Origin of the sequence: Streptomyces sp. NPDC090083 (genome assembly GCF_044747445.1) — a bacterium.
GTDB lineage: Bacteria > Actinomycetota > Actinomycetes > Streptomycetales > Streptomycetaceae > Streptomyces.
In genome coordinates, this window is sequence record NZ_JBIVED010000009.1 from 104,396 (window position 1) to 127,366 (window position 22,971).

Below are 22,971 nucleotides of genomic sequence, written 5' to 3' on the forward strand. Positions count from 1 at the left end.
ACGGATCGTTCGGCACGCCCCCGAGCCCATCGAGTAGGGGTGCCCCGCAGTGGCGTTGTCGTCGATCGCCGAGTCCCCCACACCGCATGCACTTGCCTGAAGCCTGTGGAGAGGCCCTGATGCTGAACTTCAGCCCCGCGACCACGAGCAGTTCGGCCGTGGTTTCCATGTTCCGCACATGGCATCGGCCGTAAGGCTGCGACCGCTACGTGCCGGGCTGCACACTGTCGGTCAGGGGCCGTTCTCGGTTCGGCTTCCGCGCGGCGACAGGAGAACCGGTGCTGGTTCACCCACTGCCGATCGGCATGTTCCTCAAGTGCCTGCTCTCGGCGGCCGCAAGTTGCGGATAACTCGGCGCCGTAGTGTTCTTCGCGCGCGACGCCGAGGCACAGCACCGCGAACTCACCGACGAGTGGACGAGCGTGCACGACGTTACTGTTCAGGCGCTGGCAGTCCTATGCCCGGTGCCGCCTCACGCGTGGCCCCGCAGCGTGCGACACCCCATGGACCCCGGGCGGGGTGTGGTGGCCGAGGGTATGGCGCTCGAAGTTCCGTACGCGCAGGAGCGGTTCGAGGGGAATTTCTGGAACGATCTCCCTTTTCGGCCCGGATGGTTCGAAGTCTTCGTGAGGCCGGAGCGGCTGGCCGACAGGCGAGGGAAGGGAGCTTGCGGGCCACGGGCCCATCGAACTGGCCGAGTTCGAGGACGTTCAGGACTTGGGCAAGTGGGTCACGCACCGCGAGGGCGGCACTGGCGAGGCTGCTATTGGCGATCAGCGTGAGCGCGGCGATGGAGGAGGCGTTATTGAGCTTCTTCAGCGTTGCCGCTCCAGCGTGAGGATGGCCTTGGCGATTGACGTCATTCGATTCGGGCTGCACCGGGACCTGCGGAAGATGCGCCAGGACTTCAAGCGGGAGATGGCTCGCTCGACTGGCGCTCGTACAGAGGCCAGTGCCCGGTTGAGGGTCTTCTCGGTGAGGGTGAGTTCCCGCAGGGGCTTGCGTTTGATGCCGGTGGTCAGCCACGGGCCACCGCCCAGGTAGGCAAGATCGGCCAGGATGGGGACGCCCTGGCGCTCGCAGATGCGGATGATCCGGTGGGTGCGGGCGGCGGTCAGGTCGTGAGTGCGGCCCGGCAGGGCGGGCGAAAGCCACAGCAGCCGGCCGCCGGGGTCGGTGACGACCTGCACGTTCACGCCGTGGCGCCGGTGTTTGTGGGAGTAGTCGGCCCGGCCGTCGCCGACCCGGTCGCACTCGGCGAGGGTGCCGTCCAGGAGGACGAAGTCCGCCTCGGTCTCGCGCAGGACCTTCAGCAGACCGGGTGCTCGTTCGGCGAGCAGGTCGACGACCGCGCTGGTGTAGGCGTGCGCGGTGGACTCGCTGATCCCGAACCCGGCGGCGATCTTTGCCAGGGTGGTGTGCTCGCGCAGGTACACCAGTGCCACCATCGCGCGCTGGGACGGACGGAGCTTGCAGCGGCGGTCACCTTCACGGGTGACGATCAGCATGGTGACCCACTCCACGAGTGCATGTGGCAGGTCGAGTGCGGCAGGATGGATGACCAACGAGGCCCCCGAGCAACGTGATTGAGACGTCAGACATCTCGATCAACAGCCCGGGGGCCTCGCTCGTTGCGCTTCGCGGACCATCACCTGTTCGGTGGCCAACTCGAAGAAGCTCATTCATTGCCGCATGGTGGTGCCCCAGCGTTTCCGTGGCCGATCGTGCTCGATCGGGCATTTCCTGGTCCGCGGCGCGTGAGTGCCCAGGTCCTGTTTGATCTGGGCACTCACCGTGCGTGTATAGATTCCCGGTAGAGTTTCTGGTCGCTTCGAGTAGGAAGCCCACGCGCATCGGCGGGATGGAGGGGCCCTTGTCGAGAGGTGCAGGAAATCTACTTTGGGAATTCGTTGCCTACGGAGCGGTAATTATCTGGTCGGCTCCAGTCCGTCCGTCATGATACGTCACCGTCCAGTTGCCGCCCAGCTCCTGAGCGAGCAGAACGGCCAACTCTTCGCCCGCCCGGTAAAAGGCAAACTCGGCTCCATTTGACGAGAATCCAGACGATATAGGGTCGTCCGCGCAGAGAGTCTCGTCGTACTCGTCGGCCCAGTCACTCAAGAGCTTCGCCAATTTCGGCGATAGCCCAAGGCGCGGGTCGTCAGGCGCAATATCACCTGTTTGTGGACCGCTCAGCCAGAGGGGATGGCACTCGTAGTCCGCCATGACTCGTACAGTGCGCAACTCGGGCCAGTCATTCATGAAGCACCTCGCATGTTTGCCCCCACGATATAACCATTGTTACCCGTAGTGACCGCAACTCTGTGCGTCTTGCCCTTGTAGACTAGCTCATAGATCGGCCGTCCCGTGCCCTTACCCTGGTAGCCTACGACCTTCCCTTCAGATGCGGCCTTGATGACGAATGCGGGAATCTCATTCTCTGCTATCCCGGCCTGTACGAATTCATCTCCATGATTCATGACATGGCGAAGGCCGGCTTTAGAATTTCCCACTTCAAGGAATATGATTCGACCATCCGAAGCTCGGGCGGTGGCGATAACGTCTTCACTAGTGAATTTAATTCCCTTCTGAGACATCTCATCCAGCAGCTTAGAGTCGACGACTACACCCGTGTACTTCTTGATACGAGATGCTGCCATTATTCCTTCGACGCCCACCCCGAGCTTCTCAAGGGCGCGAATTTTACCTATAGGCAGGACCATCATGGCTGCTACAGCGCATTTGCCGAGCTTGGGCTCGTTGTAGCAGTCCTTGATGTCGTTGAGGCCGAAGAGCTCCCAGACGGCAGCAGTCATCATCGGGTCGATGGGCGCTGCTTCAACCACTCCCCCTGCCATGACACAGGGAAGTAGTCCGTTGATCTCTTGATTCATACGAGGGACGCAACGCGGCTTCTGCTTTTGCTTCTCTGCCTGCTTTCGCGCATCGGTGGCTGCCTTACGTGCGGCGGCCTCTTCCTTTACACGCAGGTCGTAGGTGGTTTTCCAGGCTGCAGCCGCGTCGGCCTTCGCTTCGGCGGCGTTCTTTCCTGCGGCTAGCGCGGAAGCGTGCGCTTCGACAGCAGACTGGTTGGCATCCGCAGCTGACACGTACGCATAGCGCGCGGAGAACTCTGCCTGCGCTGCTGAGTCGGTAGCGGCTTCCGCATCGCGGTCGGCGGCGGTGGCTGCGTTGCGGGCGGTGGTGGCGGATGCGGCGGCTTGGTTGGCACTGGTCTGTGCCTTGCTGGCGGATGCCTTGGCGTCGTTGGCGTAGCCGGTCGCTTGGTCTGCGGACTTCTTGGCTGCGGTTGCCGCTGTCTGGGCTTCGGCGGAGGCCTGGTTGGCTTCGGCTGCGGCCTTGGCTGCGAGCCAGCGGTTCTGCTGGGCTTTGGCTGCTGTGGCGTCGGTCTGGCTGATCAGCCCCTGGACCTGAGCGATGTGGGTTGCGGCGAGCTGATCCTTGCGGTCGGCCATGTACTTGCCGACCCGGATGAAGTCGCGCAGTTCGTCCGCCGGTCCGGCGAGCGCGATTTTCGCGGCGGACTGCACTTCCGCCCCGCCGGAGTTGACCAGCTTCGAAGCGGCCACCTGGGCATCGGAGTTGAGAGGCCCGTACTGGCCGCTGTTGATGAATGCGGCGAGTGCTCTGCCGCTTCCGTCGGCGAGGGCGGTCTTTGAGGCGTCCTTGACGCCAGGCCCACCGGTGTTGTTGATCTGAGAGACGACGACCGCAAGGTCGTCCTTGGCCACCTCGTACTGACCGGTGGCGTAGAAGTCGCTGATCTGCTGGCCCGTGCCCTCAAGAGCCTGGAGCGCGGCTGCGCGCACGCCCATGTACGGGCTTTGGGTGCTGAGCTGGACGACTGCGTCGCGGACCTCTTCCTGCTGGGCGGTGTTCCATCCGGTGCGCAGGTATTCGAGTACGTCCTGGTCGGTGCCGGACAGAGCCCGGGCGGCGGCCTCCTGTTGCCAGGGGCCGCGTGTCTTCAGCGCGCGCAGGGCGAGGTCTCGGCCCTTGGCTGCCAGGTCCTTTGCATCGGCACCGGGTTTGGCCAGGTCGGCAGCAAGGGTGCGGGCACTGTCGTCCAGTCCCCGGGACTCCATCGCAGCGCTCGCCGTGGCCGAGGTGTACCCGTCGGCTGCGGCCGCGTTGGTCTTGGCCTGCTCGATGGCGGCGTTGGTGCGCGTCTTGAGATCCTCCGCTTCGCTCTCGCGGGCGAGAGCGAAGACCGTGTGCGCGGTCGCGGCGGCAGAGCTGGCCGTGTCGGCCGCGTCTTTGGCCGCGGCGGCGAACTTGGTGGCATTGGCGGCGGCGTTGGCCGCCTCACCCGCATGGAGGGCTGCCTCGTCGGCGGCGTCGGCGGCCTTCACCGCGTGTCCGGCAGCCGAGTTGGCCGCATCGCGTGCCTCGTAGGCGGCAGTGGCAGAGCGGCGGGCCAGGGACTCCGCGGCATCCGCGGCGCGGTTGGCTTCGGCGGCGTGGCGACGGGTTTCGGCGGCGGCGGCCTTGGCCTCGCCCGAGTGGATCCCGGCGGCCTCGGCCGCGCTGTTGGCGTCATCCGCTGCGGCGGCGGCCGCGTTGGCGTTGCTGCCGGCGCTCTTGGATGCCTTGGCGGCGTCGGCCGCGGCGAGGGAGGCCTTGCCCGCTTGCTCGGCCGCATGTCCTGCCTTCTTGGCCAGGTCTGCGGCGGCCCGGGCGTTCTTCGCCTGGTTCTTGGCGTCTTCGGCCTTGGTCTTGTCCTTGCTCGCGGCGATGGCGGAGTTGTACGCCGAGTCGGCGGCATCCGCCGCGCGTGCTGCCGCGCTCGCGGTCTGCGCTGCGGCGAGAGCAGCGATGCGCGCTGAACGGTTGGCAGCGTTGGCCGCGTTGATGGCGGTCTGGGCGGCGGCGGCCGCGGCCCTGGCCGCATCGGCGGCCTGCGTGGCCTTGAGAGCCGCCTTCTTGGAGTCGTTCTTGGCTGCTGTCGCCTCCTTCGCGGCCTTCTGGGCTGCTTTCTTGGCCTGTTCGGATGCTGCGATCGCCTTTGCCGAAGCGTCTTCCGCGGCCTTGGTCGCCTGTTCCGCCTGCAGGCCGGCCTTGGCGGCCTGGTCGGTGAGCTGGGCGATCGTCGCGGATTCCTGGTCTCGGTCACGGGCCGTGAACTGGCCCACTTCGAGGAACTCCACGATGTCGTCGGCAGTGCCCTTGAGCGCGAGCTTTCCGGCCGCCTTCACATTTGTGCCACCGGCGTTGATGAGCTGCGAGACGAGGACCTCGTTGTCCGTCGCCCGTTCCTCGTACTGACCGGTGGTGAGGAATTTCTCGACATCGATGGGAGTACCGGCAAGGGCTGCCTTGCCCGCGTCCTTGACTCCGTTGCCGCCGTAGTTGATGATCCGCGAGACCTCGACCTGCTGGTCTTCCGCCAGCGGGGCTTTCCAGCCTTCCTTCAGGAAGGTGTGCAGATCCTCCGGGGTGCCTTGCAGTGCCTTCTTGGCTGCGTCCCGTACGGCGGGACCGCCAGCGTTGATAACCCGGCTGGTGGTGACGTAATCGTCGTCGTACTGGATGCTGTCCTTGGCGGCGAGAAAGGCCGTGACATCCTGGTCGGTGCCCAGAAGCGCGCTCTCCGCCGCCTCCTTGATACCCGCGCCGCCATAAGTCCACAGGTCCACCGCCTGCTCCCGCTCCGAGAGCACAGGCACGCCGTCCTCGTCGAGGGTCACAGCCGATGCGGGAGTGGCACCCAGCAGACCGGCTATGAGCGCGGCGGGAAGGAATGCGGAGCAGGCTCCGCGTGGCACAGACAGCCGCATGCGAAAGCCTCTGGAGGCGCCGAGGGCATGTGTCACCCTTGGTGGTTTCACGTAAATTAGTCCTTTGTGATTCATTAATGCTGAACGCCCTTTAATTCGCCGATTTCTGACTGCCTTTTGGGCGTGCAGAACCGAGGCGAAGGCATTCACGGAGGACGACGGGGTGGACGGCCGCGTCGGCGGACCGCACTCGCTGGACGGAGTAGCTGCAGCGACAGGTACGCAGCCGCGCTACACAGACCCGCTCTCTGGTGGCGAGCGGGGACGGCAAGTTCCTGCAGGCGAAGGGGCCGCGATGCTTCTCGCAACGCCAGCGTGGGCACGGGGAACGGGTTGATGGCGCCGGGCATGCCGTCCGGCGCCATCAGCCTGACAGCCTTAGCCGGCGCTGCCGGTCAGTGCGATGCTCTCGGGAGTTCCGGGGGAGCCGATGACCTGTTCGGTGGCGTCCCACTTGCCGTTGGCGTGACGCAGGGTGTGCTTGATCCTGCCGTTGGGGGTGACGACGGCGGTCTGGAATTCTCCGGCCACCGCGGCCGCGTCGACGCTGATCATGGTGTCGGTGCCGAGCTTGCTGTTGAGGCTGGCGAAGGCGCTCCAGGTGCCGTCTGCTGCGCGGATGCCGTGTTTGACGCCGCCGGTGCTGTTGGTGAGGACGACTTGGAGGTCGCCGCCGATGCCGGCGAAGGCCATGCCGTTGACCGGGCCGATGTTGGTGGCGGCCTGGTTGATGTGGCCCCACTTGGACCAGGTGCCGTCGGAGTGGCGGATGGCGTGGTAGGCCTTGGTGCCGGAGATGACGCCGATCTGGGTGTCTCCGCCGGTGGTCTGTCCGGTGGTGACCTGGGTGATGTCGTCGAGTGCGCCGAGCAGGTTGGTGACGTCGCCCCACTTGGACCACTTCTCGTCCGCGTCCTGGGTGGCGTGGTAGACCTTGCCGCCGGCGATGCCGATCAGCGCCAGTCCGGGTCCTGTGGAGGTGACGGCGACCTTGGTGAACCCGGCCTTGGCGCCGAGCTCACCGGTCAGGTCGCGGAAAGCTTCCCAGCCGCCGGTGGCGCGCCGGTTGGCCTCGTACACGTGGCCGTCACCGCCGACGGCGAAGATGTAGTTCTTGCCCTTGATCGCCGCGTCGGCCGCGTAGGCGACATCCTTCACCGTCCCGGCGACCTTCTGCACATCGGCGAAGCTCGTCCAGTCGCCGTTGCTGTTCCGCATGCCGTGGTAGAGACCGGTGCTGGTCTTGGCGAGCATCTGGGTGTTCCAGATGCTCAGCGTGGAGGCGGTGTTCTGGGTGATCCAGGACCTGATGTCGTCGACCCGGCTGGCTTGCGCAGCGGTCCTGGTCTCTGCAGGGTCGGTCCCCAGGCAGCCGCCCTGCCAGGAATTGGTGGCGATCGCGGCCAGCTCGGGTCGGCCGTCCTTCTCGCGGAAGACGGGGGCGCCGGTATCGCCCTTGCAGACGGGAGTCCCGTCGATGCCCAGGGCCGTAGCTTCAACAGCCGTGCTGGTGAAGGCGGCCGAATGCAGGGCGTCAGGGACCCAGGTGTCCTTGGTCCGTCCGTACCCGGCGCCCTTGAGTGCTTCGCCCGCGACCGGCGCGCTGGTGGCGGGGTGCAGGAAGGAGAGGCCGTAGACCGGGGCGGAGAGCTTCGCCAGGACCAGGTCGCGGTCGGTCCGCGGTATCAGCTGGGTGATGTCGCGGACCTCACCGGTGGCGGTGGTGAGGTCGGTTCGGCCGATCGTCGCTGTCGACTTCAGTTTTGGTGCGCCTGCCGGAAGAGAGGTGGCCTGCGCCGGGTTGTCGGCGAAGCAGCTTGATGCGGTGAGCATCCACTGGTTGTTGATGAGTGTGCCCGAGCAGGCCCGTACACCATCGCCGACGTCGATCTTCGCGGTGAAGCTCGACGCTCCGGTCGCTGCGGTGTCACCGTCCAGGGCCTGCGCGGTGGTGCCGGTGAAGGTTCCGGCGGCCGAGACCGTCGCGGTGATCAACGCTGCGGCCCACGCGGCGCGTGAACGCTTGCCAGACATTTTGATTCCTTGCACATCATGGATCGCGGCAAGACGGAGCTCGCCGCTGAAGAAGGGGGTCCTGCGCTGCCCGGGGCACCGATCACCGGTGCCGGAGGGGGAAGTGTCAGCTGGTGACGCGCAGTTCGACCAAGACGGACCGCAGGCCGGTGTCGCCGGCTTCGCCGTAGGGCGTGTAGTCGTTCTTCGGTGCGTCGACGACGGTCTCTTTGCCGTCCGCCGTGACCGTGGCCTGCACGGGGTGGTCCTCGGTCCAGATGCCGAAGGAGTCGGGCAACTCAAGTGTGAGGTAGCCCTTGTTGCCGTTGACGTCGAAGCAGTAGTCCTTCTGACCTGCGCGGGACTTGACCTTGATGTCGTACCCGGCGGTGCAATCGGTCAGCAGCGTGATGTGGCCGTCGCCGCGCTTCAGGGCAATCTGCTGATCCTGCAGGATCTTCGCTGCGTTGGGGTAGGCGAAGTCCTCCACCGCTGACGGCATCAGGGTGGCGGCTGCCGTGACCCCGTCGGCCTGCGGGGACGCCTGAGCCACCGCCAGTGTGCCGATACCGACCGATGCTGCGATCGCTCCAACAACGCCAACAAGAAGTGCCTTTCGGGCACGGGGTATCGCCATGTCGTCCTTCGGGGGATGAGGTGAGACCCCGAAACCTACCCACAAGATTCACTTAAGTAAAACATATGCAACGCACAGGCAAAGCCTCCCGCCCGTCAACTCTCATATGCAAGGCGGGGGTTGACCTCGGGTGATGTCGTTGTGTACGCCACGACACGCCTCTGACCCGCCAAGGTCTTTACTTCGGATTTACTTTCATGAATCGGACGTCGCTCACTCCGTGGGTGAGCGCAGCCCTGTTGTGGGCGCCGACGGCCGTTTCAAGAGCGGGAAGCTCCACATCGGCAACCCCAAGCACCGGCCCGCCCCCAGTCTCGCTGGTCATGTTCGTGTCCCAACCGAAGGGAATCTGCCGCAAACGGCAGATGGGTGCGCGCGACGGTGAGGGTGTGGGGCTTCTTCAACGACGCACCGCGTGTCGAGGTGACGGTGTAGGGCGGACATCCCGCAAAACGGGGGGAATATGGGTCATTCGAGGTTCCTCTGGGGGAAGCCGCAGGCGTGCGTACGCGACCGGTCCGAGTCCGGCAGTGGGGTGAGGCCGACGAAGCCGGTGGAGCGCAGCTTGTTCAGAGGGAGACCAAATGGCGGGAGCCGACCAGCCGTAGCACCTGTCGCAACTGACCGGTGGTGGCCATGCAATTCAGGGCGAAGGCGAGCGATGAACCTGGCCTATCACGCCCCGTACACCCAGATCCGTCTTCTGCGCCAGGCCGCCGCCGACTTGCGGCGGCCGTGGGAGAAGCCTGCCGAGCCCGGCCGCCCGTCGTAGTCCATCAGCCCTGGGATTTCTGGGCGTCAGGTCCGGCTCACAGGCTCAGACCATAAAGGGGCAAGCTCAGCCTGACCCGTCAATGCCCAGCTCATAGGGCGTCTCTATGACGTGATCCAATGAGACAGGACAGTCGCATACCCGGCGGCCTCACACCCCGAGAATCCCTGCTCGTTGTGCTTGCAGTTCGGAGCGGACGAGTTTGAGGATGCGTCCGGACCAGTTGCGTCCTTGGCCGGCGTTGTCGCCCCAGAAGGCTGAGTTCATGTCGTCGTGGATGACGGTGGCGTCGTCCGTCGCCAGCAGGGTCTCAGCCAGTTCCGGGTGCTGGTGGTATTTGGCGTTCAGCAGGCGGGGCATGACGGCGGTTCGCGCATGTTCCCAGCCCTCGCGGCGGGGTGCTTCGGTCGTGTGCGTGCAATGCCACCTGTCCGTCCGCGGGGATGCGGGTGGCTCTCTCGGTCGTCCGGCGGGACCGCTCACCTCCACCGGACCGTCTGGCGTCCTTGTCTGTCGGTGCCCCCGGCCGTGTCACCCTCCTCGACCCGACGCGGTCCTGGTGGCAGGGGACGGCGGACACAAAGAAGTTGTTCGAGGGCACCGCGGCCAGCCCGTCCGCCATGCGTCGGCTGCCGGCGCAGATGATCGTCGGTGAACTCGACACCGCAACCGACGGCCTTGCGTCCGCAGGCCAACGCCCTGCCCCGGCCACGGGGACGAACCGGACCGAGTATGTGCGCGCGCTGTACGAGTACCGGCGCGAAGCCGGCGTCGGCGCGCAGCTCGACACGGTTCCGGGCGTCGCCCATGACCAACTGGGTGTCCTGCCCGCGGTCATGTCGTTTTTTCGCGTACCGCATTGCCAAGGGATCTGGCGGTACGAGCGACGCTAGTGGGGTTGACGTCGCGGCAGGCGAGGGCGGCACAGGCTGACCACGGCTCTGCGGATCACGTGCTGGGTTCGGCGCCAGTCATCAGCGCGAGCAAGTTGTCGCGCGCGTGGTTGTCGATCATGATCGCGTGGAAGCCGTCTTCGTCCGCTTCCACAGCGGCGGCGCAGGCGAACATCTCCGAGTTCGACGGTCGCGTTGGATGCCGCGAACACGTGCGGGTTGTCCTGCACGGCCACGTGTGTCTTGAGGAGCCAGCAATGGCGGGGGAGTAGGAGCCGTGCCGCGCGTGGACCGGTGCGACATGGGACGGGAGGGCGGGCGTGGGCATCGAAGTCTCCCGGGGGAAGAGGGAGCGATGGTCAGGGGGTGCTGCGCGGCTGCGGTTGACTCCGGCGGCTCCGGGGGGCCTTGCCGGTGAGGACGAGTTCGAGGAGGCGCCAGTTGTGGGCGTGGCGCTGGGGGGTGAGCGGTTCACGCCACGGTTCGTAGGGCTGCGGCCGCGTGGGGATGAGCTCCAGCTCCAGACGGGCGAGCTTCTGTTCCCGGACCGTGGTCGCGACGGTGCACGTCCGCTGCGGCTGATCGCGTCGGCGGTGGTCCCGGTCGGCGACGACACCGACCCAGCCGTCGCCGAGACGCACGAGCCGGTTTGCGCAGCTCGCCACGCTTGCCGGGAGTGGTCGCCGCCCACACGTCTCGAGGGGTCAGCGACGGGTTGGCCAGCGCCCATTTCAGACAGTCCCAGACGACGGGACAGCCGGAGCAGGCGCGTTTGGCTCTGGTGATGGTCTTGGTCCGCTGAAGCGGGTTGGCGACCTCTTCGAAGGCGAACAGCGCCGGATGGGTCTGGCAGGGCGTGGGGCGGTCCGTGTAGGTGAAGGGGATGCGTTCGTCCGGGGCGGCGGAGGCTGCATCCGGTGTACGGGCGTGACTTCTCATGAGATGTCTTCCAGCAGGGCGGTGAGGGCGGTTGGCGGTGGCGCGGCGGGTCCGGAGACCGACGGAGCGGCGGGGGAACGGTGCATGCGCGTCAGCTCCACCACTCGTCATGGGCCTGGCGGCGTATCAGGTCGGCGTAGGTGTCGCCCTCGTAGCCCAGGGGAGACCTCGCCTGCACCGTTCGCTGTCCTGACGCAGAAGTGGCAGGCCGGTTCTCGGACTGCGTGGTTCCGTCGGCCGGGTTCGGGGTACCAGCCGGTCTCGGGCTCGACTAGGACCGACTTGGACACCCATCGGGGCGCGGAGCCTCCAGGTCGGCCGGTCGGGTCGGGCGGTGCTTTGGAGCCGCCCGGGGCGGGGCGGCGGCCGTGCTGAACGCGCGCGGGCAGCTCTCCGGTGCGGTGCGGTGGAGCGCGGTTGAGGATGTCGACGGATCTGTGCCTTCGGTTATTCTCCAGAGGATTTTCAGGGCTGTGCAGGGCCCTCCGGAGCAGGTTCTGCTCCAGGGCCGGGCGGCAACTCGCCTGGGGGAGGCGCGTGTTGTCCTCTCCGTACCTCGATCGTGCCCGATGGTCTTCCCGGACTCTCGAAGGAGCATGACGTGCGTCTGAATGTGCATATGAATGTGCGTGTGAGACGGTCCCCGCAGCCGAAGCCGAGGAGGGCTCGGGCGGTGGCGGCGGTCGTGGTGTCTGCGGCGCTGATCGTGCCCTTCGCCGCGACTGCGGCGCGTGCCGACACGGTCCGTGGGAGCGGGGCGGTCCACGAGAGCGCGGCCGTGGGCTCTCGTACCGTGTCGGCGGTCCGGCGGGACGGCGATGCGACACGGGCTCATCTGCGGGCGCTGGCGCGGGAGTTGGTGGACGAGGGAGTGCCCGGGGTGATCGTGCGGGTGGACGACGGTCACGGCCGGCCCGTCGAGATCTCCGAGCAGGCCGCCTGGACGAGGAAGGACCATCGGCTCGGGGCGGACGACGAGGTGCGGGAAGCGTCCAACACCAAGACGGTGATGGCCACCCTCGTTCTGCAGCTGGTCGCCGAGCACAGGCTCGCCCTCACCGACCCGGTCGACAAGTGGTTGCCCGGCCAGGTGCGCAACGGCAGGGCGATCACCCTGCGCATGCTGCTCAACCACACCAGCGGGCTCTTCGACTACACCGAAGACCCCGCCCTCGTGCCGGCCCTCACCGGACAGGACCCGCATGTATGGACGTCGAGGGAGATCCTGCACCTGGTGAGCGGACACCCGGCGCTCTTCGAGCCCGGCACCGGGTGGTCGTACAGCAACACCAACTACATCGCGATCGGCGCCGTCCTGGAGAAGGCCACCGGCAGGAGCCTCGCGGCGCTGGTGCGGAACCGGATCGCCGCGCCCCTGGGGCTTCGGCACACCTACTACGCCACCGGCTCCGCCTGGCACGGCCGGCACGCACACGGCTACGAGCCCGACGCCGCCCACATGCCGCCGGACGTGCCCGAGGAGTTCCGGACCTACGCCGGACCGCAGCACGACGACCACGTGGACGTCACCGGCGACTACGTCACGGCCGACGGAGCGGATGCCGCGGTCGTGTCCACCGCCGGTGACTGGTCCCGTTTCTACGGCGCGCTGATGTCGGGCCGCCTGCTGCCCGCCGCCCAACTGGCCGAGATGCGCACCACCGTGCCGGAGGACGGTCCGGGAGACCCGGATGGGCTCCGTTACGGGTTGGGGATCGAGACGGAGAAGACCGACTGCGGCACGGTCTGGGACCACGTCGGCATCGTTCCGGGTTATGCGACCTACAACGTCACCGACTCCACCGGCCGCCGCACGGCCTCCTTCTTCTTCGCCACGTCCACCCTCACCCGGCAGGCGCACCAGACCGGTGCGGCGCTGATGGACGCGGTCAACTGCGCCGTGGCCGACTGAGCAGCCGGTTGCCGTGGGGCAGCCGCAGCTGGATCACGAGGTGGACGGCATGCCCCTGCGGTCGCCCTGCTGATACGGCCGATCACCTTCGGCCATGTGTCCCGCGGGTCGGGCATGTGCCCCGTCGGCCGTGCAAGCGCCCCACGGTGTTGCGGACGCCGTCGAAATGCCGGAGGACTTCGTGCTCTGTTCCTGGTCTCCCCGGGTGCTCCCGGACGAGGGTGGTGGCGCGAGGACCGCTTTCGTCCTCCGCGGCGGGAGCCCGCAGCCCGCTGGGTCCGCGTGGGCGGACGAGCTGCGATCGTACGCAGCTGATGGGGCGAAGGGGGTGCGGCGAGTGTCGGTCAGCCAGGGGCAGAACGGGGTGGAGACGCCGGTGTTGGTGGGGCGGGATGCCGAGAAGCGCGGGCTTGAGCGATGGGTCGGCCGTCTGACGGGCGAGGACCGGGCGGGCACCACAGGCGACTACCGGACCGGTACGACAGACGACAACCGGGCGGGTACGACTGGCGACTACCGGACGGGTGCGACGGGCGATCCCGTCCGGGAGCCGTTCGGCGGTGGCGGTCATCTGCTGGTGGTCGGTGATCCCGGCGCGGGCAAGAGCGCGCTGGTCGCGCACGCTGCCGTCAGGGCGCGTGCGGCAGGGCTGGCGGTGGTGCGGCTGGTGGGGTTGCGGAGCGAGCACGACCTCGCTTTCTCGGTCCTGCACCAGCTGGTGGATCCGTTGGCCGGGTACGTGGAGCGGCTGTCGCCTCACCACGTGGAGGTACTGGAACGGGCGCTCAGCCGCAGGGCCGGTGAGCGGCCGGACAGACTGAGCGTGTCCGACGCGGTCCTCGACCTGGTGCGTCGCGCAGCCCGGGAGCGTCCCTTCGTCGTGCTGGCGGAGGATCTCCACTGGGTCGACGTGTCCAGTGCCGAAGTGCTCACCTTCCTGCTGCGCCGTCTGGGCGCGGGCGGCCCGCGGTTCCTGCTGGCGGCCCGCACCGGGCGTACCGGGCCGGTCGACACGAGGGACGTGGAGCGGATGAACGTCCCGACGCTGGAGCCCGGGGCGGCGCGCGAACTCCTCGACCTCCACCACCCGGGGCTCCACGAGCCGGTGCTGCGGCGGGTGCTGGCGGAGGCACAGGGCAACGCCCTCGCCCTGGTGGAGTTCCCCCGACAACTGACGACGTACCAGCGCGAAGGACTGCGGGAGCTTCCCGTGCGCCTGCCGTTCGGTTCCGGTCTGGACGAGGCATTCGCCGACCCCGTACGGCAGTTGGACACCACCGCCCGTACGGCGTTGCTGACCGCGGCCCTGGCGGGGGAGCAGGCCGGCAACCTTGTCGGCCTGCGCGTGGCGATGGCCGGGACCGGAGAGCCCTGGGAGGAGGAGTACCTGACCCGGGCCGTCGACAGCGGTCTGATCGCCCTCGATCCCACAGCCGAGCTGCTGACGTTCCGTCACCCTCTGTTCCGTGCGGCCGTGTTGTCGACCTCGCCTCCCGGCTGGCATCGCGCCGCCCACGCGAACCTGGGGCGGGCGGGGGTCGGGGGAGCGGACCGACGCGTCTGGCATCTGGCCCATGCGGTCGACCACCCGGACGAGTCGCTCGCGGGCGGCCTCGCCGCCGCCGCGCAACGGATGCTGGCGCGTGGCGAGGCCGCCCAGGCCGCTGCCGCCTTCCGGCGCGCGGCGGAGCTGAGCGGCGAGGAGTCGGCGCGCGGTCGCCGCCTGGAGCACTCCGCTCTGGCCGCCAGCCGTGCGCGGCTGATGGCCACCACGCAGCAGGCCCTGGATCGTGGCGTCCCGAGCACGCCGGAGGGCAGGACGGCCGCCGGCTACGTGATGCTCCACCGTGACGGTGACGCGGACGGGGTCTTCCGCACTCTCGCTCCGCTGCTCAGCGATCGTGTCCGGGGCTCGCGCGAGCCCGAGGCGATGCCGTCCGACCCTGCGCCGCCGGACGCGATCGTGCCGGATCGGACCTCACGGGAGAAGACCTTGCAGGGGCAGGCCCCTCTGGACGAGCCCTTCTATCTGCTCCTCGACGCCGCCGTGTGGACGGACCGCCCCGGACTGTGGGCCCGGCTGAGCGGCTGGCTCGGGCACGTCTCACCGGCCGCGAGCATCTGCTTCGAGGCGATGCACAACCCCGCCACGGCGACTCGGGACATCCGCCTGGCGCTGGAACGGCACAGTGCGGTGTTGCGGCCCGACTCACCCGCGCCGGAGATCGAGGGACTCGTCCGGGCGAGCATCGCCCTGGACTGTTTCGCCGGCCACGACGGTGCGTGGCGGACCCTGTTCGGCGGTGGCTTCGACAACAGCCCCGCCGTCGGTCTCGCCCGCTGCTACGACGCCTACCAGCGCGGTGACTGGCAGGCCGCCTGGACGTCCGCACGAAGTGGACGGCTCCGCGCCGAGGAGCGCCTCGACTTCCACAACGCGGCACTGTTCGACTGCGTGGCGGCGCGGGCGGCAGCCGGACGCGGCGACTTCGAGGAGGCCTATGTGCAGGCCGTCGCCTGCACGGCACCGGGCCGGCTGCCAGTGGCCGCCCCCTACGCCCAGCGTGCCTTCCTCGACCTGGTCGAGGCCGCCGTGCGCACCGGCCGCACGCGGGAGGCGCGCCGGCACCTCGAAGCCGGGCGGGCCGCCGGGATCGACGGCATCTCCGTGCGCCATCGCCTGATCCTCGGCTTCTGCTCGGCCCTGCTCGCCGACGACGCGTCGGCCGACCGCCTCTTCAGGGAGTCGCTGGAGCTGCCAGGGGCCGCCCAGTGGGCCTGGGAGCACGCGCGCGGGCAGCTCTGGTACGGCGAGTGGCTGCGCCGCCGCCGGGCGAACACGGCGGCGCGCCCTCACCTGACCGCGGCTGCTGCTGCCTACGACCGCCTGGGGGCGGTGCAGTGGGCGGGGCGGGCCCGACGGGAGCTGCGCCTGACCGGGGTCGCCGTGTCCGCGTCCGGGCGGGGGAAGACCGGGGCGGTCACCCCGCAGGAGCTGCGGATCGCGGAACTCGCGGCCGGCGGGCTGTCCAACAAGGAGATAGCAAGCCGGCTGAACATCTCGTCGCACACCGCCGCCGCCCACCTGTACCGGGTCTTCCCCAAGCTCGGCGTCACCTCCAGGGCCGCTCTGCGCGACGCTCTGCGCGAGGCTGAGCACGCGGTCTCCCCGGCACCCTGAGCTGCGCGGGTCCGTGCGCCCGTGCCCTGCGGACCTGCGCAGCTCAGGGCGCCTCGGCCGGCGGAGGGATTCGACATGTTCCAGGCATATGATCCTTTCGACGGTGTCGAGTCGCCCCTCGGAGGAAGCGCATGGAGCCGGCGGACTTCGGAGGGCTCCTGCGCGGGGCCCGGCTCCGGGCGATGCTCACCATCGAAGCCCTGGCCGAGGCCTCGGGACTGAGCACACGAGCTGTCAGCAACCTGGAACGCGGGCGGAGTGCGCCCCGTCAGAGCACGCTGGCCGAGCTGATGGACGCGCTCGGTCTGGACGAGGACGAGCGGCGCTCCCTCACACAGGCCGCCCGCGGCCAGACCTCCGCCGCGGCCTCCGTACCGCGCCAACTGCCCCCGGACCTAAGGGTGTTCCGGGGACGCGAGGAGGTGCTCGCGGGGGCGCTGCGGCTGACCGAGGAGGTCGGGAGCCGGCCGGGACACGTACTGATCACCGCGGTGGGCGGCATGGGGGGAGTGGGCAAGACCGCACTCGCCGTCCGCTGGGCACACCAGGTCGCCGACCGCTTCCCCGACGGCCAGCTCTACGTCGACCTGCGCGGCTTCGACCCCGATGCCGCCGCCGCGGAACCGCAGGAGGTGCTGAGCGCGTTCCTGCGCGCGCTGGGTGTGCCGTCCGAGGCGCTGCCCGAGAGCCTGACCGAACGGGCCGCCCTCTTCCGTGAGCGGGCCGCGCAGCGCCGCCTGCTGGTGCTCCTGGACAACGCACGCGACTCCGAGCAGGTGCGGCCCCTGCTCCCGGGGGCCACCGGCTGCCTGACCATCGTCACCTCCCGGAAACGGCTCACGGGGCTCGCCGCCCTCAACGGCGCGCACGCCGTCGACCTCGACGTGTGGACCCACGAGGAGGCGGTGGCCGGCCTGGAGGCACGCATCGGCGCCGACCGTACGGCCGCGGCACGCGCGGACGCCGGCGAACTGGTCGAACTGTGCGGGCGGCTGCCCCTGGCCATCGCCGTCGTCGGCGCCGGTCTCGCCGCCGAGCCCGCCCTCCCGCTGCGCGCGGTGATCACCGAACTGACGCAGGCCGCCTCCCCGCTGGACGCGCTCACCGCCGACGACCCGCGTGCCGACGTCCGGGCGGTCCTGTCCTGGTCCTACCAGGTTCTGCGGCCCGCCGCCGCCCGCCTGTTCCGGCACCTGGCCGCGCTGCCCGGGCCGGTGTTCTCGGCCGAGGCCGCCGCGTCGGCCGCGGGTGAGCCCGTACCCGAGGCCCGTCGGCTGCTGCGCTCGCTCACCACGGCGAACCTGCTCGCCCGGGGCGCCGGAGGCGGCTACGTGATGCACGACCTGGTCCGCGCGCACGCACTGGACCTGTGGCAGCACGCGGACGACGACCGCCTCGCGGCGCAGCAGCGTCTGTTGGAGTACCTGCTCCACACCGCGCGTGCCGCGAACAGTGCCATCGGTAGAACCCACCAGGGAGCCGGGCAGGACGAGTCTCCCGGCCCAGGTGTGGCGACGGTGCTCCTCCAGGGCCGAGAGCAGGGCGCGGCCTGGTTCGAGCAGGAGGAGAGCACCATCCTGGCCGCGCTGCGCGCAGCCGAGGACCCGCGGCTGCTGCGGGTCAGAATGCGGTTGGCACGTGTGTGCACCCACTACTTCCAGGCGCGCGGGCAGTGGGCCGACGAACGGGCCGTCCAGCGCCTCGCCCTGGACACCGCCCTGCTCCTCGACGACCCCGGCAGTGTCTGCGCCTGCGCCGGCGCGCTTGCCTACGCGTTCGCCGCGTCGGGTGACCACGGCCGGGCCGACGCCGTCATCGCCGTGGCCGAGAAGTACCTCGACCGCGCCCCCGCGCTGGAACAGTCGCACGCCCAGCACCTGATCAGCCTGGTGCGCGAACAGCAGGGGCGGTACGCCGAGGCGGTCGAGCACGCCCGCGCCGCCCTCGCGACCGATCGTGAACTGGGCGACCCCCATTTCATCGGCCGGGGACTCAACACACTGGCGTGGTGCCTGACCCTGGCAGGCCGTCACCGCGAAGCCGTGACGGCCTGCCAGGAGGCGCTGCCGCTGCTCCAGTCGGCCGGTTACCGCTCGATGGAGGCGGCCACCTGGGACACCTACGGATACGCACTGCACCGCCTGGGCGAAACGCGCGAGGCCGCCGCCCATTTCGAGACCTCCGCGCAGATGCTCGGCGAGGTGTTCAACCGCTACCAGCAGGCCGCCGTCCTGGCCCATCTGGCCGAGGCACGGGTGGACCTGGGGGAGCATGCGGACGCCCGCACGGCGTGGCTGACGGCGGCCGGGCTGCTGGACCTCCTCGGCAATCCGGAGGCCGATGGGATGCGGGCCCGTGCCGACGCGGTGCGTGTTCCGGTGGAGGACCCCGCGCAGGGCGCGTCCGGCGTGCCGGGCGGGCGGCGGACAGAGGCGTCCTAGTCGATCTGCTGATGGCGTGTCGCGCACTTCCCGGCAGACTCGGTCGTGCGGGGAGACGGGCCGGCCGGCTGTCGCCGCCGTCCCCCGCGAGGAATCGCCCGCACGGATCCGTACCGGAACCGGACGGGCTCGCAGAAGGAGAGCAGGATGCCAAAGGCCGTAGTGATGACCGGGTACGGACCGCCGTCGGTGCTGAGGTGGTCGGAGGTGCCCCTGCCCGAGCCCGGCCGGGGGCAGGTCCGGATTCGGGTGAAGGCCGCGGGCATCAGCCCGACCGACCTCGCGATCCGGTCCGGAGCGCTTCGCTTCCCGCTCGGTGAACCCGCGGTCCTGGGATACGAGGTCGCGGGGACGGTGGACGCCGTGGGTGCCGGTGTGAAGGGCACCGCCGTGGGCGACGAGGTCGGTGCCTTCCTCATGGAGCGTGGCGGCTACGCCGAGTACGCGGTGGCATCCGTCTGGGCGCACAAGCCGGCGTCGGTTTCGTGGACCGATGCCGCCGCGATCCCCGGCTCCGTCGAGGCGGCGGCCCGGGTCCTGCGCCAGCTTCGGGTCGTGCGCGGTGAGCGGGTGCTGGTTCTGGGCGGTGGCGGCTCCGTGGGCCTCATCGCGGTGCAACTGGCCTTGACCATGGGCGCGGAGGTGGTCAGTGCCGTCGGCGCCAAGGACGACGAACTCACCCGGGACGTGGGTGCCGTACCGGTGCGCTACGGTCCCGAACTCGTCCACTCGGTAAGGGCGTTGGGGCCGGTGGACGCCGTCGTCGACGCCGCGGGTACGGGGGTGCTGGCGGACGCGGTCGAACTGGCCGGCGGGCCGGAGCGGGTCGTCACGCTCTCGGACCACGACGCGGCCCGCTTCGGCGTCGCGCTGTCGGGGCCGACCGTCGAGCACGCCGCCGACGCGGTGGCCGAGGGCCTGCGGCTCTTCGCCGACGGACGGCTCCGTATCAAGGAACGGCATCTGATCCGCATGCAGGACGCGGCCGAGGCGCACCGGCTTCTGGAGAGCGGCGAAGCGCGCGACCGGATCATCCTCACCCTCGACTGAGGACCGCGGACCACGAGGCGGCGCGACGGTCGGCCGAAGGCGTGCCCCGGCGGCCTGAGCGCCTCCCGACGCCTGCCCGGCGCGGCTGCCGGGTGCGTTCCTGGCGACCGCTGAGGAGGGCAGGCGCCTCCGAACCTGTTCCGCCACCCTCGAAATATAGTTGACGTATCATCCATATCCGCCTGCGGGAGGGCCTGATCCGGTCCTTCAACCGCCACCCCTCCGGCACGGCCCCGCTGGGCCGGCTCGGAGCGCTGAACAGCCTTGAGGCCGCGTTCGCCCACTGAGCGCGCCCTCCCACAACACCCCACCCTGATCAACGAGGAGAACCCCATGACCGGCAACCCCCGCGGCATCGCTCTCGAACCCGCCGCGCAGGCCTTCGTCGACGCGACCTCCGAGCCGCCGTTCCTCTACCAACTGCCGCCGGAGGAAGGGCGCAAGGCGGTGGACCAGGTCCAGGACACCGAGATCTCCAAGCCGGAGGTCGACGAGGAGTGGCTGGACGTCCAGGGCGGCCCCACCGGCTCCGTCAAGGTGCGCATCGTCCGCCCGAGGGGCACCTCGGCGGAGACCCTGCCCGTCATCCTCTACGTGCACGGTGCGGGCTGGGTCTTCGGCGACGCCCACACCCACGACCGCCTGGTGCGGGACCTGGCCGTCGGTGTCAACGCCGCGGTGGTGTTCCCGGAGTACGACCACGCCCCCGAGGCGGGCTACCCCGTCGCCCTGGAGCAGAGCTACACGGTGGCGCAGTGGGTGACGACGGATGGCGCCGGCCGCAACCTGGACGCGCGGCGGCTCGCGGTGGCGGGCGACTCGGTCGGCGGCAACATGGCGATCGCGCTCACCCTGCTCGCCAAGCAGCGCGGCGACGTGCGCTTCGTCAAGCAGGTCGAGTTCTACCCGGTCACCGACGCCGCCTTCGACACGCCGTCCTACGAGGAGTTCGCCGAGGGCTACTTCCTGGCCCGTGACGGGATGAAGTGGTTCTGGGACCAGTACACGACGAGCGAGGAGGAGCGGAGTCGCATCACCGTCTCTCCGCTGCGCGCGAGTCTGGAGGACCTGGCGGGCCTGCCGCCGGCGCTGATCATCACGGCCGAGGCGGACGTGCTGCGCGACGAGGGCGAGGCCTTCGCCGCCAAGCTCCGCCGGGCCGGAGTGCCGGCGACGAACGCCCGGTTCGGGGGCATCGTGCACGACTTCGTCATGGTCAACTCCCTGCACGACACCGAGGCCGCGAAGCACGCCGTCCTGCTCGCCGTCGCCAGCCTCAAGGACGCCTTCCGGGTGGGCTGACCGTCCGTCGGCCGTTGTCCCGTGGCCGTCCTGCGTTGTCGGGGCGGCCACGGGGTCCCCGACCCGGAGTGGTTGTCGCGCCCACCTCCCCGCCCATGGGGGCCGTCACAGCATTTGGTTGACATGTCATCTATCGGTGGTAGTGTTGTTGAAAGTTGAACGGATGGTGGTCCGGGGCGATCCGGCTCACCACGAGAAAGGAGTACCGCCATGGCTCAGCTCAGCGGAAAGACGGTCGTCGTCACCGGCGGGACCTCAGGAATCGGCCTCGCCACCGCGCAGCGCTTCGCACAGGAGGGGGCCAAGGTCTACGTCACGGGCCGCCGCAAGGAGACCCTCGACGAGGCCGTCGCCGCGATCGGCGGCCAGGTGACCGGCGTGCAGGCCGACAGCGCGGACCTCGACGACCTGGACCGTCTCTACGCCACCGTGGAACAGGCCGGCGACCGGATCGACGTCCTGTTCGCCAACGCGGGCGGCGGCGAGTTCGCCACCCTCGAACAGGTCACCGAGGCCCACTTCGACGCCACCTTCGGCACCAACGTCAAGGGCACCCTGTTCACCGTGCAGAAGGCCCTGCCGCTGCTCAACGACGGAGCCTCCGTCATCCTGACCGGCTCCACCGCCGGCAGCGTCGGCAACGAGGCCTTCGGCGTCTACGGCGCCTCCAAGGCGGCCATCCGCTCCTTCGCCCGCACCTGGGCGAACGAACTGCGCACCCGCGCCATCCGCGTCAACACCATCGCCCCCGGACCCATCACCACCCCCGGACTCAACGGCCTCGCCCCCTCCGAAGAGGCCGCCGCCGAACTCCGGGACAACCTCGCCGGAGGCGTCCCGCTCGGCCGCATGGGCCGGCCCGCGGAGGTCGCCAACCTGGCCCTCTTCCTCGCCAGCGGCGAGTCCAGCTACATCACCGGCACCGAGATCTTCGTCGACGGTGGCGCCAACCAGATCTGACGACCACCGCAACCGCGCATCGGCCGCGCCTCCCCCGACGAGCGAGGCGCGGCGGGCTCGCAGGAACAGGAGCACGACATGGACGTCCGCAAGACCGGCATCTGGAGCCCGGAACTCCGCCTGCACCACGACCCGGTGGAGATCCACGAAGCCGCCGCCGAACTCGACCAGCAGGGATGGGGCACCCTGTGGATCCCCGGCCTCGGCGGAGGGGACATCCTGGGCGACGCGGAGCGGCTGCTGCGCGCCACCGAGAACGCCGTCGTCGCCGCCGGAGTACTCAGCATCTGGCGCCACCCGGCCCCCGAGATGGCCGCCGGACACGCACGGCTGGCCCGGGAGTACGGGCACAGGATGCTGCTGGGACTCGGCGTCAGCGACGCCGCCGCGGCCCGCGGCGCCGGCGGGACTTACCGCCCCCTCGCTGCACTCGGCGGCTACCTCGACGTGCTCGACGCGGCGGAGGAACCCGTCCCCGCCGAGGAGCGCCTGATCGCCGCGATGGGGCCCAAGCTCACCGCGCTCGCCGGCCGCAGGAGCGCGGGTACCCACCCGTTCCTGGTCACCCCCGAATTCACCGCCGGCGCACGTGCCCTCCTGGGGACCGGCCCGCTGCTCGCCCCCTACCAGGCGGTCGTGGTCGACACCGACCCCACGCGCGCCCGCGCCACCGCACGCGGCTTTCTCGCCCCGTTCATCGGCATGGGCCACTACGCGAGCAGCCTGCTGCGCCAGGGATTCACCGAGGAAGACCTCGCCGACGGCGGCAGCGACCACCTGATCGACGCGGTCGTCGCCTGGGGTGACATCGACACCATCGGCAAGCGGGTCAAGGCCCACCACGACGCCGGCGCGACCCACGTGGCACTGCACGCCATCAGCCGCGGAAAGGGTCTGCCGCTCACCGACTGGCGCCACCTCGCACCCCTGGCCGCCTGAACACCGGGCCGCGTACCGGCCCCGCCCAGTCACCGTGGTCCACCGCGAAGGCCTGCCCTCGTCCCCGGCCGGGAGAGAGAGCATGACTGACATGTCGACCTTCTCGTAGGGTGACCCCATGACGGACTCACCCC

The 22,971-nt window shown here is 69.4% G+C and carries 15 protein-coding genes and 1 pseudogene; 8 read left to right on the top strand and 8 right to left on the bottom strand.

Going from position 1 to position 22,971, the window contains the following annotated elements; all coding sequences use genetic code 11:
• Positions 1-815: 815 nt before the first annotated feature.
• From ACIPTO_RS29095 to ACIPTO_RS29120, 6 genes are all read right to left on the bottom strand, one after another.
• Positions 816-1,565 carry a transposase family protein gene (locus ACIPTO_RS29095; RefSeq protein WP_401196976.1) on the bottom strand — a complete coding sequence of 250 codons (750 nt, stop codon included), beginning with the start codon at positions 1,563-1,565 and terminating at the stop codon, positions 816-818.
• 349 nt (positions 1,566-1,914) lie between these two features.
• Entirely contained in the window at positions 1,915-2,226 is a 312-nt protein-coding gene (locus ACIPTO_RS29100; RefSeq protein ID WP_401196979.1) for a hypothetical protein, read from the bottom strand.
• 32 nt (positions 2,227-2,258) lie between these two features.
• The gene (locus tag ACIPTO_RS29105) at positions 2,259-5,708 is read right to left on the bottom strand and encodes an ALF repeat-containing protein (RefSeq protein WP_401196981.1); all 3,450 of its coding nucleotides are present in this window, start codon (positions 5,706-5,708) and stop codon (positions 2,259-2,261) included.
• A gap of 468 nt (positions 5,709-6,176) precedes the next feature.
• Positions 6,177-7,832, bottom strand: coding sequence for a S1 family peptidase (locus ACIPTO_RS29110; RefSeq protein ID WP_401196982.1), 1,656 nt, complete (start codon positions 7,830-7,832; stop codon positions 6,177-6,179).
• A gap of 106 nt (positions 7,833-7,938) precedes the next feature.
• On the bottom strand, positions 7,939-8,448 hold the full coding sequence (locus tag ACIPTO_RS29115) for a hypothetical protein (protein WP_401196984.1): 510 nt from the start codon (positions 8,446-8,448) through the stop codon (positions 7,939-7,941).
• Between the two features lie 922 nt (positions 8,449-9,370).
• The gene (locus tag ACIPTO_RS29120; protein ID WP_401196986.1) at positions 9,371-9,709 is read right to left on the bottom strand and encodes an NADAR domain-containing protein; all 339 of its coding nucleotides are present in this window, start codon (positions 9,707-9,709) and stop codon (positions 9,371-9,373) included.
• A 98-nt stretch (positions 9,710-9,807) separates the two neighbouring features.
• Between ACIPTO_RS29120 and ACIPTO_RS29125 the strand changes: the two genes are divergently transcribed.
• Positions 9,808-10,113: a hypothetical protein gene (locus ACIPTO_RS29125; protein WP_401196989.1), complete on the top strand. Its 306-nt coding sequence runs from the start codon at positions 9,808-9,810 to the stop codon at positions 10,111-10,113.
• A gap of 359 nt (positions 10,114-10,472) precedes the next feature.
• On the opposite strand, the gene ACIPTO_RS29130 is transcribed toward ACIPTO_RS29125, so the two are convergent.
• Both ACIPTO_RS29130 and ACIPTO_RS29135 read right to left on the bottom strand, forming a co-directional pair.
• Complete coding sequence (locus ACIPTO_RS29130) at positions 10,473-10,778, bottom strand: hypothetical protein (RefSeq protein WP_401197448.1); 306 nt, start codon at positions 10,776-10,778, stop codon at positions 10,473-10,475.
• A gap of 49 nt (positions 10,779-10,827) precedes the next feature.
• Positions 10,828-11,163: pseudogene (locus ACIPTO_RS29135) on the bottom strand (WhiB family transcriptional regulator); the annotation flags it as partial.
• 562 nt (positions 11,164-11,725) lie between these two features.
• Between ACIPTO_RS29135 and ACIPTO_RS29140 the strand changes: the two are divergent.
• The 7 genes from ACIPTO_RS29140 to ACIPTO_RS29170 all read left to right on the top strand — a co-directional run bounded on the left by ACIPTO_RS29140 (position 11,726) and on the right by ACIPTO_RS29170 (position 22,837).
• Positions 11,726-12,964, top strand: a complete 1,239-nt coding sequence (locus tag ACIPTO_RS29140) for a serine hydrolase domain-containing protein (protein ID WP_401196991.1) — start codon at positions 11,726-11,728, stop codon at positions 12,962-12,964.
• A gap of 337 nt (positions 12,965-13,301) precedes the next feature.
• A complete protein-coding gene (locus tag ACIPTO_RS29145) occupies positions 13,302-16,145 on the top strand; it encodes an AAA family ATPase (protein ID WP_401196993.1) in 2,844 nt (947 codons plus the stop codon).
• A gap of 131 nt (positions 16,146-16,276) precedes the next feature.
• Positions 16,277-18,586 (top strand): ATP-binding protein, encoded by a 2,310-nt coding sequence (locus ACIPTO_RS29150; RefSeq protein ID WP_401196995.1) that lies wholly within the window; start codon positions 16,277-16,279, stop codon positions 18,584-18,586.
• A 147-nt stretch (positions 18,587-18,733) separates the two neighbouring features.
• The gene (locus tag ACIPTO_RS29155; RefSeq protein WP_401196997.1) at positions 18,734-19,636 is read left to right on the top strand and encodes an NADP-dependent oxidoreductase; all 903 of its coding nucleotides are present in this window, start codon (positions 18,734-18,736) and stop codon (positions 19,634-19,636) included.
• Between the two features lie 333 nt (positions 19,637-19,969).
• Entirely contained in the window at positions 19,970-20,938 is a 969-nt protein-coding gene (locus ACIPTO_RS29160; RefSeq protein ID WP_401197000.1) for an alpha/beta hydrolase, read from the top strand.
• A gap of 210 nt (positions 20,939-21,148) precedes the next feature.
• Positions 21,149-21,898 (top strand): SDR family oxidoreductase, encoded by a 750-nt coding sequence (locus ACIPTO_RS29165; RefSeq protein WP_366325645.1) that lies wholly within the window; start codon positions 21,149-21,151, stop codon positions 21,896-21,898.
• Between the two features lie 78 nt (positions 21,899-21,976).
• Entirely contained in the window at positions 21,977-22,837 is an 861-nt protein-coding gene (locus ACIPTO_RS29170; protein ID WP_401197002.1) for a TIGR03620 family F420-dependent LLM class oxidoreductase, read from the top strand.
• The last annotated feature ends 134 nt before the right edge of the window (positions 22,838-22,971 follow it).

What these genes read in the sequence shown, in the direction of transcription:
- ACIPTO_RS29165 (WP_366325645.1), top strand. Translation starts at nt 21,149, where the DNA reads ATGGCTCAGCTCAGCGGAAAGACGGTCGTCGTCACCGGCGGGACCTCA.
- ACIPTO_RS29150 (WP_401196995.1), top strand. Translation starts at nt 16,277, where the DNA reads ATGGAGCCGGCGGACTTCGGAGGGCTCCTGCGCGGGGCCCGGCTCCGG.
- ACIPTO_RS29100 (WP_401196979.1), bottom strand. Translation starts at nt 2,226, where the DNA reads ATGGCGGACTACGAGTGCCATCCCCTCTGGCTGAGCGGTCCACAAACA.
- ACIPTO_RS29170 (WP_401197002.1), top strand. Translation starts at nt 21,977, where the DNA reads ATGGACGTCCGCAAGACCGGCATCTGGAGCCCGGAACTCCGCCTGCAC.
- ACIPTO_RS29110 (WP_401196982.1), bottom strand. Translation starts at nt 7,832, where the DNA reads ATGTCTGGCAAGCGTTCACGCGCCGCGTGGGCCGCAGCGTTGATCACC.
- ACIPTO_RS29155 (WP_401196997.1), top strand. Translation starts at nt 18,734, where the DNA reads ATGCCAAAGGCCGTAGTGATGACCGGGTACGGACCGCCGTCGGTGCTG.
- ACIPTO_RS29115 (WP_401196984.1), bottom strand. Translation starts at nt 8,448, where the DNA reads ATGGCGATACCCCGTGCCCGAAAGGCACTTCTTGTTGGCGTTGTTGGA.
- ACIPTO_RS29160 (WP_401197000.1), top strand. Translation starts at nt 19,970, where the DNA reads ATGACCGGCAACCCCCGCGGCATCGCTCTCGAACCCGCCGCGCAGGCC.